The 16,389-nt window shown below is 40.6% G+C and carries 18 protein-coding genes; 7 read left to right on the forward strand and 11 right to left on the reverse strand.

What is annotated here, in order from left to right:
- Together tuf and L641_RS23395 are read left to right on the forward strand one after the other, a co-directional pair.
- A complete protein-coding gene (gene tuf / locus L641_RS0113425; protein WP_013463851.1) occupies positions 1-1,185 on the forward strand; it encodes an elongation factor Tu in 1,185 nt (394 codons plus the stop codon).
- A 321-nt stretch (positions 1,186-1,506) separates the two neighbouring features.
- Positions 1,507-1,647 (forward strand): hypothetical protein, encoded by a 141-nt coding sequence (locus tag L641_RS23395; protein WP_013466179.1) that lies wholly within the window; start codon positions 1,507-1,509, stop codon positions 1,645-1,647.
- Between the two features lie 158 nt (positions 1,648-1,805).
- Here the strand turns inward: L641_RS23395 and L641_RS0113435 are convergent, their stop codons facing one another.
- From L641_RS0113435 to L641_RS0113450, 4 genes are all read right to left on the reverse strand, one after another.
- A complete protein-coding gene (locus L641_RS0113435) occupies positions 1,806-2,711 on the reverse strand; it encodes a hypothetical protein (protein ID WP_024602167.1) in 906 nt (301 codons plus the stop codon).
- 174 nt (positions 2,712-2,885) lie between these two features.
- Positions 2,886-4,076 carry a dipeptidase gene (locus L641_RS0113440; protein WP_024602168.1) on the reverse strand — a complete coding sequence of 397 codons (1,191 nt, stop codon included), beginning with the start codon at positions 4,074-4,076 and terminating at the stop codon, positions 2,886-2,888.
- Between the two features lie 60 nt (positions 4,077-4,136).
- The gene (locus tag L641_RS0113445; protein WP_008114225.1) at positions 4,137-4,382 is read right to left on the reverse strand and encodes a YheU family protein; all 246 of its coding nucleotides are present in this window, start codon (positions 4,380-4,382) and stop codon (positions 4,137-4,139) included.
- Positions 4,379-5,371, reverse strand: coding sequence for a hydrolase (locus tag L641_RS0113450; RefSeq protein ID WP_013466176.1), 993 nt, complete (start codon positions 5,369-5,371; stop codon positions 4,379-4,381). The genes L641_RS0113445 and L641_RS0113450 overlap by 4 nt, the downstream gene beginning before the upstream one ends.
- Positions 5,372-5,959: 588 nt before the next feature.
- On the opposite strand from L641_RS0113450, the gene L641_RS0113460 reads away from it, so the two are divergent.
- Positions 5,960-6,460 (forward strand): hypothetical protein, encoded by a 501-nt coding sequence (locus L641_RS0113460; protein ID WP_013466172.1) that lies wholly within the window; start codon positions 5,960-5,962, stop codon positions 6,458-6,460.
- On the forward strand, positions 6,453-6,686 hold the full coding sequence (locus tag L641_RS0113465; RefSeq protein ID WP_013466171.1) for a helix-turn-helix transcriptional regulator: 234 nt from the start codon (positions 6,453-6,455) through the stop codon (positions 6,684-6,686). The genes L641_RS0113460 and L641_RS0113465 overlap by 8 nt, the downstream gene beginning before the upstream one ends.
- Before the next feature lie 77 nt (positions 6,687-6,763).
- Here L641_RS0113465 and L641_RS0113470 read toward each other — a convergent pair whose 3' ends face one another.
- Positions 6,764-7,180 (reverse strand): TIGR02444 family protein, encoded by a 417-nt coding sequence (locus L641_RS0113470; RefSeq protein WP_013466170.1) that lies wholly within the window; start codon positions 7,178-7,180, stop codon positions 6,764-6,766.
- The gene (locus tag L641_RS0113475; RefSeq protein ID WP_013466169.1) at positions 7,167-9,086 is read right to left on the reverse strand and encodes an ATP-binding cassette domain-containing protein; all 1,920 of its coding nucleotides are present in this window, start codon (positions 9,084-9,086) and stop codon (positions 7,167-7,169) included. Before L641_RS0113475 ends, L641_RS0113470 begins: the two co-directional genes overlap by 14 nt.
- 132 nt (positions 9,087-9,218) lie before the next feature.
- On the opposite strand from L641_RS0113475, the gene L641_RS0113480 reads away from it, so the two are divergent.
- Complete coding sequence (locus L641_RS0113480; RefSeq protein WP_008114218.1) at positions 9,219-9,422, forward strand: YheV family putative zinc ribbon protein; 204 nt, start codon at positions 9,219-9,221, stop codon at positions 9,420-9,422.
- A gap of 11 nt (positions 9,423-9,433) precedes the next feature.
- Here the strand turns inward: L641_RS0113480 and L641_RS0113485 are convergent, their stop codons facing one another.
- Together L641_RS0113485 and L641_RS0113490 are read right to left on the reverse strand one after the other, a co-directional pair.
- Positions 9,434-9,649: a SlyX family protein gene (locus tag L641_RS0113485; protein ID WP_013466167.1), complete on the reverse strand. Its 216-nt coding sequence runs from the start codon at positions 9,647-9,649 to the stop codon at positions 9,434-9,436.
- On the reverse strand, positions 9,636-10,634 hold the full coding sequence (locus L641_RS0113490; protein WP_013466166.1) for a hypothetical protein: 999 nt from the start codon (positions 10,632-10,634) through the stop codon (positions 9,636-9,638). Before L641_RS0113490 ends, L641_RS0113485 begins: the two co-directional genes overlap by 14 nt.
- A gap of 195 nt (positions 10,635-10,829) precedes the next feature.
- Here L641_RS0113490 and fkpA point away from each other — a divergent pair, with 195 nt between their 5' ends.
- Complete coding sequence (gene fkpA, locus L641_RS0113495; protein ID WP_024602169.1) at positions 10,830-11,582, forward strand: FKBP-type peptidyl-prolyl cis-trans isomerase; 753 nt, start codon at positions 10,830-10,832, stop codon at positions 11,580-11,582.
- Positions 11,583-11,641: 59 nt separating this feature from the next.
- Here the strand turns inward: fkpA and L641_RS0113500 are convergent, their stop codons facing one another.
- Positions 11,642-12,112, reverse strand: coding sequence for an Rsd/AlgQ family anti-sigma factor (locus L641_RS0113500; RefSeq protein ID WP_013466164.1), 471 nt, complete (start codon positions 12,110-12,112; stop codon positions 11,642-11,644).
- 507 nt (positions 12,113-12,619) lie between these two features.
- On the opposite strand from L641_RS0113500, the gene hemE reads away from it, so the two are divergent.
- Positions 12,620-13,684 (forward strand): uroporphyrinogen decarboxylase, encoded by a 1,065-nt coding sequence (gene hemE, locus L641_RS0113505; RefSeq protein ID WP_013466162.1) that lies wholly within the window; start codon positions 12,620-12,622, stop codon positions 13,682-13,684.
- A gap of 73 nt (positions 13,685-13,757) precedes the next feature.
- Here the strand turns inward: hemE and sthA are convergent, their stop codons facing one another.
- Positions 13,758-15,188 (reverse strand): Si-specific NAD(P)(+) transhydrogenase, encoded by a 1,431-nt coding sequence (sthA, locus tag L641_RS0113510; RefSeq protein WP_016900074.1) that lies wholly within the window; start codon positions 15,186-15,188, stop codon positions 13,758-13,760.
- A gap of 13 nt (positions 15,189-15,201) precedes the next feature.
- Positions 15,202-16,335 (reverse strand): fatty acid desaturase, encoded by a 1,134-nt coding sequence (locus L641_RS0113515; protein ID WP_024602170.1) that lies wholly within the window; start codon positions 16,333-16,335, stop codon positions 15,202-15,204.
- Positions 16,336-16,389 lie beyond the last annotated feature (54 nt).

A 16,389-nucleotide genomic window follows, 5' to 3' on the forward strand; every position in this document is an offset into this window, starting at 1 on the left:
ATGGCAAAAGAAAAGTTTGAACGCGTAAAACCGCACGTAAACGTTGGTACAATCGGCCACGTTGACCACGGTAAAACTACACTAACTGCAGCAATCACTAACGTACTTGCAAAAGTATACGGCGGTGTTGCTAAAGATTTCGCATCAATCGATAACGCTCCAGAAGAGCGCGAGCGTGGTATCACAATCTCAACTTCACACGTTGAGTACGATACGCCTACTCGTCACTACGCACACGTAGATTGTCCTGGTCACGCCGATTATGTTAAAAACATGATCACTGGTGCTGCTCAAATGGACGGCGCTATCTTAGTAGTTGCTGCGACTGACGGTCCTATGCCACAAACTCGTGAGCACATCCTACTTTCTCGCCAAGTTGGCGTTCCTTACATCGTTGTATTCATGAACAAATGTGACATGGTTGATGATGAAGAGCTACTTGAGCTAGTAGAAATGGAAGTTCGTGAACTTCTTTCTGAATACGACTTCCCAGGTGATGACTTACCACTAATTCAAGGTTCTGCACTTAAAGCACTTGAAGGCGAAGAGCAATGGGAAGCTAAAATCGTAGAGCTTGCAGAAGCACTAGATACTTACATTCCAGAGCCAGAGCGTGACATCGATAAGCCATTCATCATGCCTATCGAAGACGTTTTCTCAATCCAAGGTCGTGGTACTGTTGTAACTGGCCGTGTTGAAGCTGGTATCATCAACGTGAACGACGAAGTTGAAATCGTTGGTATCAAAGAGACGACTAAGTCTACTTGTACTGGTGTTGAGATGTTCCGTAAGCTTCTTGACGAAGGTCGTGCTGGTGAGAACATTGGTGCACTTTTACGTGGTACTAAGCGTGAAGACGTTGAACGTGGTCAAGTACTAGCTAAGCCTGGTTCAATCAAGCCACACACTACATTCACTTCAGAAGTATACGTACTTTCGAAAGATGAAGGTGGTCGTCATACTCCATTCTTCAAAGGTTACCGTCCACAGTTCTACTTCCGTACAACTGACGTAACAGGTGACGTACAGTTACCAGAAGGCGTAGAAATGGTAATGCCTGGTGATAACGTTAAGATGACTGTAACGCTAATCGCGCCAATCGCGATGGACGAAGGTCTTCGTTTCGCTATCCGTGAAGGTGGCCGTACTGTAGGTGCTGGTGTTGTAGCAACTATCGTAGAGTAATAATTAACGTTTAAGTTAATTGTTAGAAAAAGGTCACTTAGGTGGCCTTTTTTAATGGCTGCGATTTACATCATGTGAAGGTGGCGCAGTTACCTTAGGCGTAGGTGCTTTGTAGCAACGTTCAACGAGTAATAATTAGCCTAGCTAATTAATACTAAAAAAACCCGAGCTTAGCCTCGGGTTTTTTAATGTCTGCAATTTACTTCATGTGAAGGTGGCGCTCTTACCTTAGGGGTAGGTGCTTTGTAGCAACGTTCAACGAGTAATAATTAGCCTAGCTAATTAATACGAAAAAAAACGAGCTTAGCGTCGGGCTTTTTAATGTCTCAAGAAAAATACAGGTTTCAGGTATTAGGTGCGAGGCTTCAGGCAGAGCAAAGCGGTATTAATTTGATCATCGTAGTATGGGTTGAGTTTTATCGAACTCAGAGGATAAAGCATGAAGGTGGCGCACTTACTTAGGCATCGGTGCTTTGTAGCAACTATCGTAGAGTAATCATTTGTTGTAATGCATTAAGCATTAATAAAACCCGAGCTCAGTCTCGGTTTTTTTATGCCTGAGGTAAAATGTAATTATTAATGTTATCGCTGTAACAAAGTAGGAGTATGGACTTAATTAGTTAGTAACCAGCACTCTTACGTAATTCATCAAGCATATCTTGGTTACCCATCATTTCGTCAAGCGTTGCCCTGACTGCATTGTCAGAGGTATTGTCATAAACTGAAAGTAGATGTTGCGCCATTTGCTTCGTATAACCACCTTGTTTATTTTGAGCTTGGTAGTATTGCGCCATCAACCCTTGTGCAGCTAAGCGACGGATATAATCATTCGAGTCTTGCTCTAACAAGTTTGTAAACTGCTCTGCAAGGCGGTAATCAAGTACCGGTGTTTGAGTTGATAACTCAACAGCTTGAATTTTAAATTTTTCGTCACTACTGTTGTTCGCTAAATTTAAAATGTTACCCACTACTTCATAGTCATACTCAGGCATAGTAGATTTATTTAGAATATACATATTCATTTGCAGTTGGCTCAGTGCAGCTAACCTATTTAAATCAGAGATGCTTGGATCTAAAGTTTGCTCTCTTAATTGAGAGTTTATTTGTTTAGCATAATCAGGTTCTGATTTGATCCTTAAATCATAGTCTTCTGGTAAATCTGCATAAAAGCTATAAAGAGGATTTTGCTCACGTCGTTTTTCATCTTCTTGCTGCTGTTTTTCCTCTAGTACGTCAAGAACAAGCTCCTTAAATTCGTCGGTATCTTGTTCTTGATAAGAGTCATTAGCGTGCAGTTTTAAGTTTGCTATTTTGCGTTGTAGCGAACTTACTTTCTTGCTTAGTTCGTCAATTAGGGCTTCATTTGATTGCTGGTATTCTGCAGGAGTACTAATAGAAACTGTGGAGCTTAGCTGTTGCTGGTTGGGTTTATTAAGCGAACTGGCCTGATCTTTAAAAAATGTTCCGTAGCATGAAATTACCAAGGCAAGTGTTGCTATAGCAATAGTTCCTTTGTTTATAGTCATAAAATAATCAGCCTCTAAAATGGGTAATTTATCTGTTTTCGAAATATAAGTCTGTTAAAAAGTGTGTTAAATGAGGGTTAAATATACGGGTTAATTAAGAATGCGGGGCGTGAGTGGCGAAATACGGTGTTTAAAGTGGCTATAAGCGCTAGACCTAAGCCTAGCGCGTAAAGCTTAATGAGATTTTGCGTATTGCTCAGCTTGCTTCCACACTCTTAGCGTATTGCCGCTTAAAATCTTTTTAATATCGCTATCGCTGTAGCCTCTATCCATTAAGCCTTGTACAAGGTTTGGGTAGCTAGACACATCTTTTAAACCGATAGGCAGTGAGTCACCTACGCCGTCGTAATCAGAGCCAATACCAACATGCTCTATACCAATTAACTTCACAACGTGATCAATATGATCAAGCACTTGCTCTAAGCTTGCAAATGGGTAAGGGTTTTTAGCGCGGTACATCGCATCAAAATCTTTACTTAACTTAGTACCATCTTTTTTTACCGCTTCTTTTTTACTTTTTAACTGTTTGCCCCACGTACCTGCTTTAGCAGTAACAAAGCTTGAACCAAAGTTAATTTGAATAACACCACCGTTCTTTTTAAGAGCTAATAACATGTCGTCATTCATATTACGCTCAAAACCTGGTGTGTATTTACGTAGTGATGAGTGTGATGCAATCACAGGGGTGTTAGACAGTTCCATCACTTGATAAAACGCATCGTCCGAGATATGAGACACATCAATCAGCATGCCGATATTATTCATCTCTTTTACTAGTTCTTTACCAAATGGGCTTAGGCCTTTCCACTTGCGACGAATATCGTATGATGAGTCAGAAATATGGTTGCTTTGCGAGTGAGCAAGGGTGATATAGCGCACACCACGGTCAAAAAAATGCTGTAGGTTGTTTAAATCGCCTTCAATGGGTGAGCCGTTTTCCATGCCCATAGCAATCGACATTTTACCTTGCTTAAATTGTGCTTCGATATCGCTTGTTGAGCTGGCAATGGCAAACTTGTCAGGTGCACGTTGTGCAATTGCTTCCATACCATCAATCAATTGATTCGCTAATTGAAAGCTTTTGCCTTTGCCTTCAAACTCTAAATGAGCAGGAATATAAATCGACATAAATGGCGCGTTTAAACCGCCTTTTACTGCACGAGGGTAATCAAAATCGCCGCCATCAGTAGCTTTAGTTACATCAGCCCATTTTGCGTGAATACGGTAAGGTACATCAATGTGGGTATCGATTAAAATGGTATCGTGTGCAAGCTTAATTGCTTTATCCGAGGGATTAATTTCTGCGTGTACTGCACCTGTTAATGCAATCGACATTGCAATAACTATTGAGCTTAGTTTTATCATTTATAATGGCTCTTTAAGTTAAAAAAGCCATTGTCTATTTTTACGCCGTGTCTGACAAGTTTACTCGTCGAATTGCGCTTCACTTTGTAGTGCTTTGAATTCACTTTTAGAAATTATGGTGACCGACTCATGTAGCTCAGAGAAAAATACCATAGCTTCGCCGCTTTTTAATTGCTGATTTACTTGCGCTACTTTACTTTCAATACTGAACTCTTGTTCGCCATAGTCAGTGCCTTCGCGCAAAACGTAGCTTTCAATTAGGTTGTACAGTGTGTCTTTATCAAGTTGTTCAAAAGGAATAATCATAGCCACTCTTTATCGGTGTTATTAAATACACATTGCTTAAAATAATCAGGCACCACTTGCTCTAACCAAAACACGGGTTTAAATGGGTTGTTACCGCTAATAAAACCTACGTGGCCGCCCTTCTCTGAGATACGCAGCGTAACATGCTCACTCACATTCTGACTACTTGGAACTGCTTTAATCGACAGCATAGGGTCGTCTTTGGCATGAATAATTAGTGTGGGTGTCGCAATATCTTTTAAATACGGCATGGCACTGGCTTTTTTGTAGTAGTCGTGCGCATTTTCAAAGCCATGTAGCGGTGCTGTAAGCTGGTTATCGAACTCTAATAAATCGTCAATTTCCATTAACTGATCGGTGGTGATCGGTATTTGCTGTTTAATTTGTGGTAGTTTGCGTTGCATCGACTTTTTCATCCGATCGAGCAAATATTTTTGGTAAATTTTACCTAAGCTTTTACGAATAACATCACTAGATGATGACAAATCATAGGGCGCAGATATCACGGCGGCTGCACTAAGCGGGCAGTGAATGTGTTCTTCCCCTAAGTATTTAGCCAGCACATTACCACCCAATGAAAAGCCAACCGCCACAATCGGGCGCTTTGGAAATTGCTGTTTTAAATGGTTTATAAAAAAAGCTAAATCGGCAGTGTCGCCACTATGGTAGGCTCTTGGCAGGCGATTGACTTCGGTTGAGCAGTTTCTAAAGTGCATTAGCACCACTGCAAACCCTTGCTTTTTTAATGCTTTCATCATGCCTTTGGCATAAAAACTATTTATGTTGCCTTCAAGTCCATGAAGTACCACTGCGAGCGGCGCCGTTTCGTTATGCGGGAGTGACCAAGCAAGCTCAATAAAGTCACCATCGGGTGTATCAAGTTGCGCAAGTTCGTAGCGAGTATGGTGAAAAGGGCGAAAAAAACGCGGCATTATGGTTTGAACGTGTCGGTTGGTCATCCACCATGCGGGTTTGAACTTAGGGATCATGTCTGTACTACGCACTTTGCAATAAACGAAGCGCTAGTGTAGCAAATTTTTTATATTTAAAAATAAAAAGCGCCTAATCAGTAAACTAATAAGGCGCTTTGTGCGTCGTGCTTAATGCTGTTCTTTAATATCTGCATCGTGTACTTTTTTCATGAAAAAATACACAAAGAAGAGGCATAAACTAATAACGACGCCTAAAAATCCAAATGATAAAAATAGTACTGGGTCGCTAAAAAAATCTCTAAAGAATACGTCCATAATGGCCTCCTGATGTCTATGGGTTAATCATAGGCTGGCTTGGCAGGGCTTGATATGATCCAGATCAAGCTATTTAAAAGATTATAAAATGGGCAATGCAGATGTTGATTTTGATCAATAAAGTTAAGTCGATTTTGCACTTTTTAGTAAATTATCTGCGATTTTTTAATCACTTTTATAATAAAGATGGTCAGCAAAGTTCAGCTTTGAATAACCGTTGCTTTGTTTTAGGTTAAATAAAATAAACCTAGTGTTAAATATATTTGACATGGCTAAAGAGTGAACTTATAGTTTTAAAGTCAAAAATATTTTACTTGGGGTTAGCTTTATATGACTCGTTCAGAGCACTTTAAAGAATTTTTACAAAGCATAAGTTTTAGAGAACTGACGCTGAGTATCGATTTACTAGTAAGCGTGTACATATCTTACTTTTATGTAAACAGCCTAATGAATGCGAGTACGCAGCAGCTTAGTTCTGTTTCTTGGTTATCTGGTTTATTGCTACAGGTGTTAATTTATTCTGTGATACTTATAGTATTGAGCTATTTATTACTTTCATTTATCAGTGATAATGAATTAAATCAGCCACCTGATGTGAGAGAAAAGCAAATAAATTTAGTGGGTTATAAATATAAGGCCATAATATTACAGACGGGAATTTGTGTTGCTATTGTTCAGTATCAAATTGAAGCTAATAACTGGGGCCCAGCCATTGAATATAATATTCCATACTTACCAATGCACGTCATGGTAGGTGCTTTTTTGATTGCCGAAATAGTCAACTATATAGCGCAGCTTTATAAAGGTAGAACGGGTAATATTTATGAGTGAGTATGTAATAACTAACTCTATTCGAACATTACGCTTTTTACGCGATGAAATGACGCAAAAGCAATTAGCAGATGCTATTGGTGTAACTCGGCAAACGGTAATGGCAATTGAGGCAAATAAATATTCACCCTCTCTAGAAGTGGCTTTTAAAATTTCTATAGTTTTTAACTTGCCATTAGAAGAGGTGTTTCAATACAAAGCCAAAGATATGCAGCTTGGTTTATAAAACAAACCAAAGTAACCACGTATATTACGAGCTAATATTCATAATATAAGTGATATGATGAAAATAATGGTGAAAAATCATGCCAAATATTTATCGCTGTTATTGGGCGTTGAACAGGCTGTTAAATCCATACTATTAACTACATCAATCAATATTATTTGTTGCTGCTTTTCTAACTTCAACTCGGCGCCGAGAAGTGCTTTTCGAATTGCGGCGTAATCGGTAATCTCGGTTTGAATTGTTTTTAAATAGGCGCGGGTAGTACGTAGAGGCTTTAATACCTGCTGCTCAAATTCACTAATAGATTGTTCAAGCTTGCTCAGCTGTGTTTGGTTAATAGCTAGATTGAGAGAATCTAAGTAATACAGCAACAAGCATAGGTTGACGTTTTTACCTTGCAGGTTTTGGTAATCTAACAGGCGCGCTTGCATGCCATCTTCGCTATAAAGCTGACATGCAAACTGCCAAAAATCGTTGCTGTTAAGCAAGTTCATCGGCGAATGCCTGTTCTTTTTGTTCCATCTCTTCAAGGGCCATTAATAACTCTTCTTCAACATTATTAAGCTTAGGCGTAAGTGTGGCTTGCTTGGTAATTAGCTCTTTGAGCTTAGCTTTATTTTCATCGTTATAAAGTGTGTTATCGCCGAGCGCCTCTTCAACGTCAGCTAATTCTGCAGCAAATTTATCCAATTGTTTTTCAAGCTTTTCAATTTGCTTTTTAAGCGGTTGAATCGCTTTTCTAAACTCGGCCTCTAAGCGCTTTTGCTCTTTTCGGTTTACTTGTGAGTGGGCTTTTGGCTCGTCATCGGTGTCGCTTTTAGCGGCTTCTTTATTAGCATTAAGCAGCCACTGATAATACGCGTCTAGGTCGTAACCAAACTGAGTAACTTCGCCGTTATCAACTAAGTAAAATTCATCAGCGGTGTTTTTAAGCATGTGGCGATCATGCGATACCGTGACCATAGCGCCTTCAAAGCCTTGTAATGCCATAACCAATGCGTGGCGCATTTCTAAATCAAGGTGGTTGGTTGGCTCATCGAGTAACAGTAAGTTTGGCTTTTGATAGACTAACATAGCTAGCACTAAGCGCGCTTTTTCGCCGCCTGAAAAAGGGGCAACAGGGTCGAGTGCTTTATCGCCTACAAAGGCAAAGCCGCCTAAAAAGTCACGCAGTGATTGTTCGCTGGCTTTAGGGTTTAAACGTTGCAGATGAGTGACGGCACTGGCTTTTAAATCAAGTGATTCCAATTGATGCTGCGCAAAGTAGCCAATGTTTAACCCCTGATGCTGAAACACTTCACCTGCTTGAGGTTGTAAGTCACCAGAGAGCAGCTTAATAAGTGTTGATTTACCTGCGCCATTTCTACCAAGCAGCGCGATACGGCTACCTGGCACTAAGTTCAGCTTAATACTGTTTAAAATGGTCACATCACCATAACCGGCTTTAGCTTTGTCGAGTGTCATTAGCGGGTTAGGCAGAGCGGTTGGCTCGGCAAATTCAAAATCAAATGGCGAGTCAGCATGTGCAGGGGCAAGTTTTTCCATGCGTTCTAGCGCTTTAACGCGGCTTTGTGCCTGTTTGGCTTTACTGGCTTTAGCTTTAAAACGAGTAATAAATTGCTCTAAGTGGGCAATTTGATCTTGTTGTTTTTCAAACATGGCTTGTTGCTGTAATAAACGCTCAGCTTTTTGGCGTTCAAACTGCGAGTAATTGCCTTTATATACATTGATAAGTTGTTTATCTATATGCCAAATTTGATCAACCACCGCATCTAAAAACTCTCGGTCATGAGATATCAGTACCAATGTACCAGTGTAGGCACGTAAAAAACGCTCAAGCCAATACACAGCATCTAAATCAAGGTGGTTTGTAGGCTCATCCAGTAACAGCAAGTCGGCATCGCGAATAAGCGCTTGGGCTAAGTTTAAACGCATACGCCAACCACCCGAAAATGCACTTACTGGGTTTTCTATTTGGTTATTAGCAAACCCTAAGCCATGTAATAGCTCTCCTGCCTTGGCTTCTATGCTATAGCCTTTAATATTTTCAAGCTGAATATGCACTTTAGCTTGAGTGTCGCCATCATTGGTTTGCTCAGCTTCACGCAAAGCAATTCGTAGCGCATAATATTCAGGGTGGCCTTGCAGTACGTAATCTATAGCGCTTATTTCAAGGGCGGGGGTTTCTTGTTTTACTGAGGCCAGTGACCAATCTTTAGGAATACTGCAATTACCGCCATCCAACGAAAGCTCAGACTTTAATAAACTAAATAGCGTTGACTTACCACAGCCATTAGCACCAACAAGGCCTACTTTGTGCTCTGGAAATAATGTAGCCGATGCATTTTTTAATAAAGCTTTGCCACCGCGAAGCAGTTCTATTTCTGAGATTTGGATCATAAATACGTTACTTTACTGTGCCTTGATTGAATTGCAGCCATTATAACACGGATCTTATTAGCTATATCAATCGTATCAAGTAGGCAAATATTGCGATAAAATAACGTCAGTTAAAATGGTAGGAAAAACGAAGTGAAACATAAAAAACGATTTATTGCTGGAGCAACGTGTCCTGAGTGTAAAACCATGGATATGTTAATGCTCTACAAAGAGCATGACGTAGAAAAAGTTGAATGTATGCAGTGTGGTCATAAAATGGCTCAACCAGAGCAGGCTGTGCAGGCATCAACACGCCAATTTGAACAGATCATTGGCGTGTTTAATCCAGGCGACTAAACCTAAACAGTTTAGTAATGCGGTGGCGGAGGCTCCGGCATATTCGACATCATAGGTTGCGATGCTTGCGACTCTTTAAGCTTTTCAGCCAGCAACTCGGTTTGGCGCTTTATTTTTGCCAACTGTTGCTGGTGAACTTTTATTTCATCATTCAAAATTTCAATTGTTTCGTCTTGAAAAGCCACTTTAGCCTCAAGTTCCATTAGCCGATGTTCAATTGTGTTCATTTGGTTCTCGTATAATAAAGCGCTCAGCGATTCCGCTCGAGCTTTCAGTTAACAATGATTTACCGTTATCTGTAAATGCCACATCAAGTACCACTGCCGATTTGGGCTTACTGCCTTCTCGCGGAGTGACTTGCCATGTTTGAATTTTTTCACCGCTGGTTAGCTGCCATAAATCAACCCGTTTATTGGGTGAACCGGTTGCTAATAAAGTGCCTTGATCGTTAAAGCGCACTGCGGTAAAAATTTTCTGACGCGCAATATACTTTAGTTTACTAACAAGGTCACCTGTAGTCAGCTTCCATACATTTGCTTGTGCCATACTGTCGGCGGTAAAAGCATAGCGCCCTTGAGGATCTAAAGCGACCTGCGTTACTCGGGTTGGGTGATTAAAGCGATGAACTACTTGCCCACTTTGAGTATCCCATAAGTAGGCAACATAATCGTTAGAGCCGCTTAGTGCATAGCGCCCGTTGGGTGATAGGTCAACGGTATTTACTTTTTCTTGATGGCCTAAAAATTCAATGCGCCTACCTGTGTTAAGGTTTATAAATACCACAACGCCATCGCTGCGCCCGTAAACAACACTTTGGCCTTGGTTGCTAATGGCAATATCGCGAATGCTGGCTTTTTGTATTTTATAAAAGCCTTTATTTTTGCCGGTGGCAATATCCCAGACCGCAAAGGTGGTTTTTTCGGCGGTAACAGCCACGCTATTATCAAAAGCAATGGCTACGGCATAAACTAAGCTATCTTCAGCCTGCTGTTGAAACCATTGGTATTTAAGCGCTTGCTGTTGATTATCCCAAAGGGCGACCCCATGATGGATAGAAGACACTAAGCTGTATTGACCATCGTGCGATAACGCAGATGAAAAGGCGCCCTGTGCAGTGTGCTCAAAACTGGCCACTGCTTGTTGTTTTTCATCACTACATGCAATTGTTAATAAACAGCAAGTGGCGACTAAAAAAGTACGAAATAACGACATATTACAGGTATTTCCTCTTAACTCTTAGTGACTGAGAGGTTAGACTAGGTCTCGTTAAACGCCTAGGTTGTTTGTCTAATCACTGGATATGTTTTTAGTTTAGCTATTAAACAAGCAGCCTACCATGTAGGCCGTTAATCTTTAACTAGTAATATTACAATAAATGGCAACTGCAAAGTGTGTCGGAGATTTAAAATGAGAAAGACGATTAAATTGTCATTGATTGCAGCGTCAGTTTTAGCGCTTACAGCTTGTAATCAAGAAGCAAAAAAAGAGCAAGCAGACGTTAAGCTAGATACTGTAGCACAGCAACAAGCGTACGGTATTGGTGCATCAGTAGGTAACTTTTTAAATAAAGATCTAGCGGATAAAAAAGAAATTGGTATTGAATTAGACCAAGCTTTATTAATGCGAGGCTTTGAAGATGCACTTGCGGGTAATGCAAAAATTGACGAAGATAAAATTCGTGAAGTACTAACAGCATTAGACGAATCAGTGCGTACTAAACAAGAAGAAAAAGCAAAAGTAGAGTCTGAAAAAAGCAAAGCTGAAGGTGAAAAATACCTAGCTGATAACGCTAAAAAAGAAGGCGTGATGGTTACTGAGTCTGGTTTACAGTACGAAGTAATGAGCGAAGGCGAAGGCGCAAAACCAGTAGCAACTGATGTGGTTAAAGTACATTATAAAGGCACATTGTTAGACGGTACTGAGTTCGATAGCTCTTACTCACGTAACGAGCCGACAACGTTCCCACTAAACCGTGTAATTCCAGGTTGGACTGAAGGTTTACAACTTATGCCTGTAGGGTCTAAGTACAAATTTACTATTCCTTCAGACCTTGCTTACGGCGATCGTGATTTAGGTAAAATTCCTGCTAATTCAACACTTATTTTTGAAGTTGAATTATTAGAAATTCAAAATGATGCAGAAGCTGCCGCTGCAGAATAAGCGTTATAGATAATAAAAAAGGGACCTTAGGTCCCTTTTTTATTACGTTGAATAACTAATTAGTCAGTGTGATTAGAAAATAAGTTATCAATCAGCTCATCTTCAAGTGCAAAGCGCGCTTCGAGTGCTTCACCCATTACTGAAAGATCGTTATCAAAGCCTTCTAGTAAATCTTCAGCGTCTACCTCAGCGTACTTATCGTTGAAATCCAGAGCGATGTCAGTGGTATCTGAAATACGTGGGTATATCGTATTAGCGAGTTGCTGGCTTTCTAGGCCTTTCTTTTCGCAGGCTTTAGCAATATCGTCGTACACTTCAAAGTGGCCGGCAGATAAATAATCCATTAAAATTTGGCAAAATGCCTGAATTTGTGATGGTTCAGGCAAAGACTGATCTTTTTTCTCATAAGGTGAAAAGCCTGCAATTTTACAGTAAAGCACAATCAACTCTTGGCGTTCGTTTAACCAATTATCGATGACCGTATGGCTACCCCCCCACTTTTGTTGAGCTTTTTCTACACGCTTCAGCATAATTCTTCTCCTAAGCTGGGTTGGATTTTTTAAATTAAAAATAAAACTTATGTTATCCAAGATATATTTAATTGGCGTGTATATCAACAAGTAAAATAGATGTAATACCAGAGGGAATTTTGTTTAAGGGTATAAGTTGTAAGTAATTTATTCCAGGCAAGAAAAAACCACCTATTACGGTGGTTTAATTTCTTTATTAGACTTGTTTAAACAAGCATTCTTATTTTTATTAGAGATTTTTATTATTTTTATATTAACAATTTTTGTTATTGTTTTGTTAACGCGGGAGATACAATATCAAGCTTTTTTAGATGTTGCAAATAGTTTAATGAAAAGTTTTTATTATTAACGTTTGTTTGGTTGTTTTATGTACAAAGCAACATGAAAATTAAAAATTACTTGATCTAGCGCTACTCTGTAGCGATTTAATCGCTTAGCGATAGAGGGGGCGTGAATATGGTGGTACAATCTTGCACAATTTCTAAAAGCCCTAGGACTCTATACGCTATGAGCGAATTAAAAAACGACCGTTATTTACGTGCCCTTGCCAAGCAACCTGTTGATGTCACGCCGGTATGGATGATGCGTCAAGCAGGACGTTATTTACCTGAATACCGTGCTACACGTGCACAAGCGGGCGATTTTATGAGCCTGTGTAGAAATGCTGAGTTAGCCTGTGAAGTAACATTACAGCCTTTGCGCCGTTACCCATTAGATGCAGCTATTTTGTTTAGTGATATTTTAACTATTCCCGATGCAATGGGATTAGGCTTGTACTTCGAAACAGGCGAAGGCCCTAAGTTTGAACGCCCAATTTCGTCACTAGCTGATGTTAAAAAAATTCCTAAACTCGATCCTACCGATGAGCTTGGCTATGTAATGAACGCAGTGAGCACTATTCGTCGTGAACTTAAAGGCGAAGTGCCATTAATTGGTTTTTCTGGTTCGCCTTGGACACTTGCAACTTACATGGTTGAAGGTGGTAGCAGTAAAGTATTTGGTAAAATCAAAAAAATGGCGTTTGCTGAGCCGCAAACACTGCATTTATTACTCGATAAACTAGCTGATTCGGTGATAGATTACTTAAACGCGCAAGTTAAAGCGGGTGCGCAATCGCTAATGGTATTTGACTCATGGGGCGGTGTACTAAGCCCGCGTGATTACAACGAGTTTTCATTGCAATACATGCATAAAATTGTTGATGGCTTAATTCGTGAATACGATGGCCGTAAAGTACCGGTTACTTTATTTACCAAAAATGGTGGTCAGTGGATTGAAGCGATTGCCGCAACGGGCTGTGACGCAGTAGGTTTAGATTGGACTATTAACATTGGTGATGCTAAACGTCGTGTTGGCGATAAAGTAGCACTGCAAGGTAATATGGACCCATCAATGCTTCATGGTACGCCTGATCGTATTCGCCAAGAGGTTGGTACTATTTTAGAAGACTTTGGTACTGGCAATGGCCATGTATTTAATTTAGGCCACGGTATTACACCAGATGTTGACCCAGAAAATGCCGGTGTATTCATTAACGCCGTGCATGAATTAAGTGCGCAATATCATAAATAGTTTCTAAATAACGATGAGTTATTAAAAAAGCCCGCTTGATTCAAGCGGGCTTTTTGTTACCTAGTGCTTGATATTACTTAAACAAGCGATTTAAACCATTTAACGCCGCAACTCGGTAGGCTTCTGCCATCGTTGGGTAGTTAAACGTGGTATTTACAAAGTAGTCGATGGTGTTGCCACCATTTTTTTGTTCCATAATAGCTTGGCCAATATGCACAATTTCAGAGGCACGCTCACCAAAGCAGTGCACGCCGAGTACTTCTTTGGTTTCAGTGTGAAATAATATTTTTAAACTGCCCACATCGGTGCCTGCAATTTGCGCGCGGGCTAAATGTTTAAATTGCGCACGTCCCACTTCATACGGTACTTTTGCAGCAGTTAATTGTTGCTCTGTTTTACCGACAGAACTCATTTCAGGGATAGTATAAATACCGGCTGGAATATCAATAATCAGCTTTTCATCACAATTACCACACGCGATGGCATCTGCGGCAATTCGACCTTGATCAAAGGCAGCACTAGCAAGGCTTGGATAGCCAATAACATCACCTACCGCGTATACATTGTCTACTTCTGTTTGGTAGGTTTCGTTTACTTTTATCTGTCCGCGGCTATCTGCTTTTAAGCCAATGGCTTCTAAATTAAGGGTGTCAGTGTTACCGGTTCGGCCATTGGCAAATAAAATACAGTCAGCTTTAACACGTTTGCCCGATTTTAAATGCATAACAACGCAGTCATCACGGGTTTCAATGCGATCAAACTCTTCGTTATGACGAATTACAATACCGCTATTCCAAAAGTGATAGCTTAATGCATCAGATATTTCAGCATCCATGAACGCCAATAAGCGATCGCGAGTATTCACTAAGTCGACTTTGGCACCTAGCCCTTTAAAGATAGACGCATATTCACAACCAATTACACCCGCGCCGTATATAAGTACGCGATGAGGGTCGTGTTCAAGGCCTAAAATAGTGTCACTTTCGTAAATTCGTGAGTGGGTGAAATCAACCCCTGGTGGGCGATAAGGTCGTGAGCCGGTAGCAATAACAATCGTTTGTGCAGTAAGGCGCTCAGTAGAACCGTCATTACGTCTAATTTCAATAGTGTGCTTATCAACAAAGCTAGCGTCGCCTTGAAACATATGAATGCGGTTACGATCGTAAAAACTGCTGCGTAAGTTTGACTGCTTTGAAATTACCGAACTGGCATGGCGTAAAATATCAGGAAAGGTAAGTCTTACCGGACGCTCGCCTACGTTAAATAAAGGATTTGCTTTGTATTCAATGTAGCGACTAACAGAATGACGAAGTGCCTTTGAAGGAATGGTACCCCAATGTACACAGCCACCACCCACGGCTGTTTGGCGTTCAATAACCGCTACTTTTTTGTTACTTTTAGAGAGGTTCATAGCGGTCCCTTCACCGCCAGGACCCGTGCCAATAATGATTGCATCATATTGGTATGTCACGGGTACTTTTTTCTTTTCTGGTTGTTTGGCCACAGCCACTCCTATTTTAACTAAAAGAGGCTTTTAATAACCTCGCATTAAGTGCTAGCCATGCCTGTTTTTGTGTTTCCCAGGCGGCCTCAAGCTCGTGATATTGTGCCATTAATGCCGACTTTTCACACTGCTTTGCCATATTATTTTTTTTAGCTTCCAACACTTGTTTTTGTAATGAGCAATAATTTTGCAGTTTTTTAAGCAACAAATCGTACTCTTGTTGTAATAATGTAAGCTTATCTTGCGCTAAAGGCAATTTTGCGAGGCGACCTTGTGTTTTGCTCATCAAGGTTTCTGCTTTAGCTTTTTCTATGCGCTCAACCGGTGTGCGCTTTAATTTACTCGCTAAACCAAGTGCAGCTAACGAGCGGATCATCCATTTAGTTGGGTCGTAATGAAACCACTTAATGCCGTTGCGGTAATCGCTAGCAAAAATATGATGAAAGTTATGATAACCCTCCCCATAAGTAAATAAGGCTAAAAAGCCGTTATCGCGTGCGGTATTTTTTTCTGTGTAAGGGCGAGAACCCCAAATGTGCGCAACAGAGTTAATAAAAAAGGTAAAATGCTGGCTCAGTACTAAACGAAGTAGTCCCGCTAGTAATAACATGCCCCACACATCACCTAACATTAAACCTAATACCAGTGGTAAACCAACATTCATGGCAACTACCAGCTTTAAGTAATGTTTATGTTGCCACATCACTATTTTATTGCGTTGTAGGTCGCGGCAATTGCTGTAATCACCGTAGCTATCGCCTTGGTAGTCGCGCAGCATCCAGCCTATGTGACTATACCAAAAGCCGTTGGTAGCGGCATAAGGGTCTTTTACAGGGTCATCAACTTGACCGTGGTGAATACGATGATCGCTGCTCCAATGCAGCGCACTGTTTTGCAAAGCAAACGCGCCGCCTAAGGCAAAAATAAATTCAACGACCGGGTGTGCGTTGTAGGTTTTGTGCGCCCATAAACGATGGTAACCCGCAGTGATCGATAATCCTGCAAAAAACATGCAAGCTACAAAAGCAGCCCATTGTGTGCCTGTAAAGCCATAGTTAAACCCATACCAAGGTACAAGTGTAACAGCAGCCAAAAACGTCAGGCTAAAGAACAGGACGTTGGTCCATATAAGTGGTGGTTTTTTCATCTTTCTCATTTCTCAGCGTACAACTGTACGCTAAAATAATATTTCAATCTGCTG

It is taken from the genome of Pseudoalteromonas sp. TB41 (assembly GCF_000497975.1).
Taxonomy (GTDB): Bacteria; Pseudomonadota; Gammaproteobacteria; order Enterobacterales; family Alteromonadaceae; genus Pseudoalteromonas; species Pseudoalteromonas tetraodonis.

Bases quoted from the DNA above. Each gene is read 5' to 3' on its own strand.
- L641_RS0113465 (WP_013466171.1), top strand. From the start codon at position 6,453: ATGAGTGAGTATGTAATAACTAACTCTATTCGAACATTACGCTTTTTA.
- hemE (WP_013466162.1), top strand. From the start codon at position 12,620: ATGAGCGAATTAAAAAACGACCGTTATTTACGTGCCCTTGCCAAGCAA.
- L641_RS23395 (WP_013466179.1), top strand. From the start codon at position 1,507: ATGTCTCAAGAAAAATACAGGTTTCAGGTATTAGGTGCGAGGCTTCAG.
- L641_RS0113445 (WP_008114225.1), bottom strand. From the start codon at position 4,382: ATGATTATTCCTTTTGAACAACTTGATAAAGACACACTGTACAACCTA.
- L641_RS0113475 (WP_013466169.1), bottom strand. From the start codon at position 9,086: ATGATCCAAATCTCAGAAATAGAACTGCTTCGCGGTGGCAAAGCTTTA.
- L641_RS0113490 (WP_013466166.1), bottom strand. From the start codon at position 10,634: ATGTCGTTATTTCGTACTTTTTTAGTCGCCACTTGCTGTTTATTAACA.
- L641_RS0113450 (WP_013466176.1), bottom strand. From the start codon at position 5,371: ATGATCCCTAAGTTCAAACCCGCATGGTGGATGACCAACCGACACGTT.
- L641_RS0113435 (WP_024602167.1), bottom strand. From the start codon at position 2,711: ATGACTATAAACAAAGGAACTATTGCTATAGCAACACTTGCCTTGGTA.
- L641_RS0113485 (WP_013466167.1), bottom strand. From the start codon at position 9,649: ATGAACACAATTGAACATCGGCTAATGGAACTTGAGGCTAAAGTGGCT.
- fkpA (WP_024602169.1), top strand. From the start codon at position 10,830: ATGAGAAAGACGATTAAATTGTCATTGATTGCAGCGTCAGTTTTAGCG.
- L641_RS0113440 (WP_024602168.1), bottom strand. From the start codon at position 4,076: ATGATAAAACTAAGCTCAATAGTTATTGCAATGTCGATTGCATTAACA.
- L641_RS0113515 (WP_024602170.1), bottom strand. From the start codon at position 16,335: ATGAAAAAACCACCACTTATATGGACCAACGTCCTGTTCTTTAGCCTG.
- L641_RS0113500 (WP_013466164.1), bottom strand. From the start codon at position 12,112: ATGCTGAAGCGTGTAGAAAAAGCTCAACAAAAGTGGGGGGGTAGCCAT.
- L641_RS0113470 (WP_013466170.1), bottom strand. From the start codon at position 7,180: ATGAACTTGCTTAACAGCAACGATTTTTGGCAGTTTGCATGTCAGCTT.
- L641_RS0113460 (WP_013466172.1), top strand. From the start codon at position 5,960: ATGACTCGTTCAGAGCACTTTAAAGAATTTTTACAAAGCATAAGTTTT.
- tuf (WP_013463851.1), top strand. From the start codon at position 1: ATGGCAAAAGAAAAGTTTGAACGCGTAAAACCGCACGTAAACGTTGGT.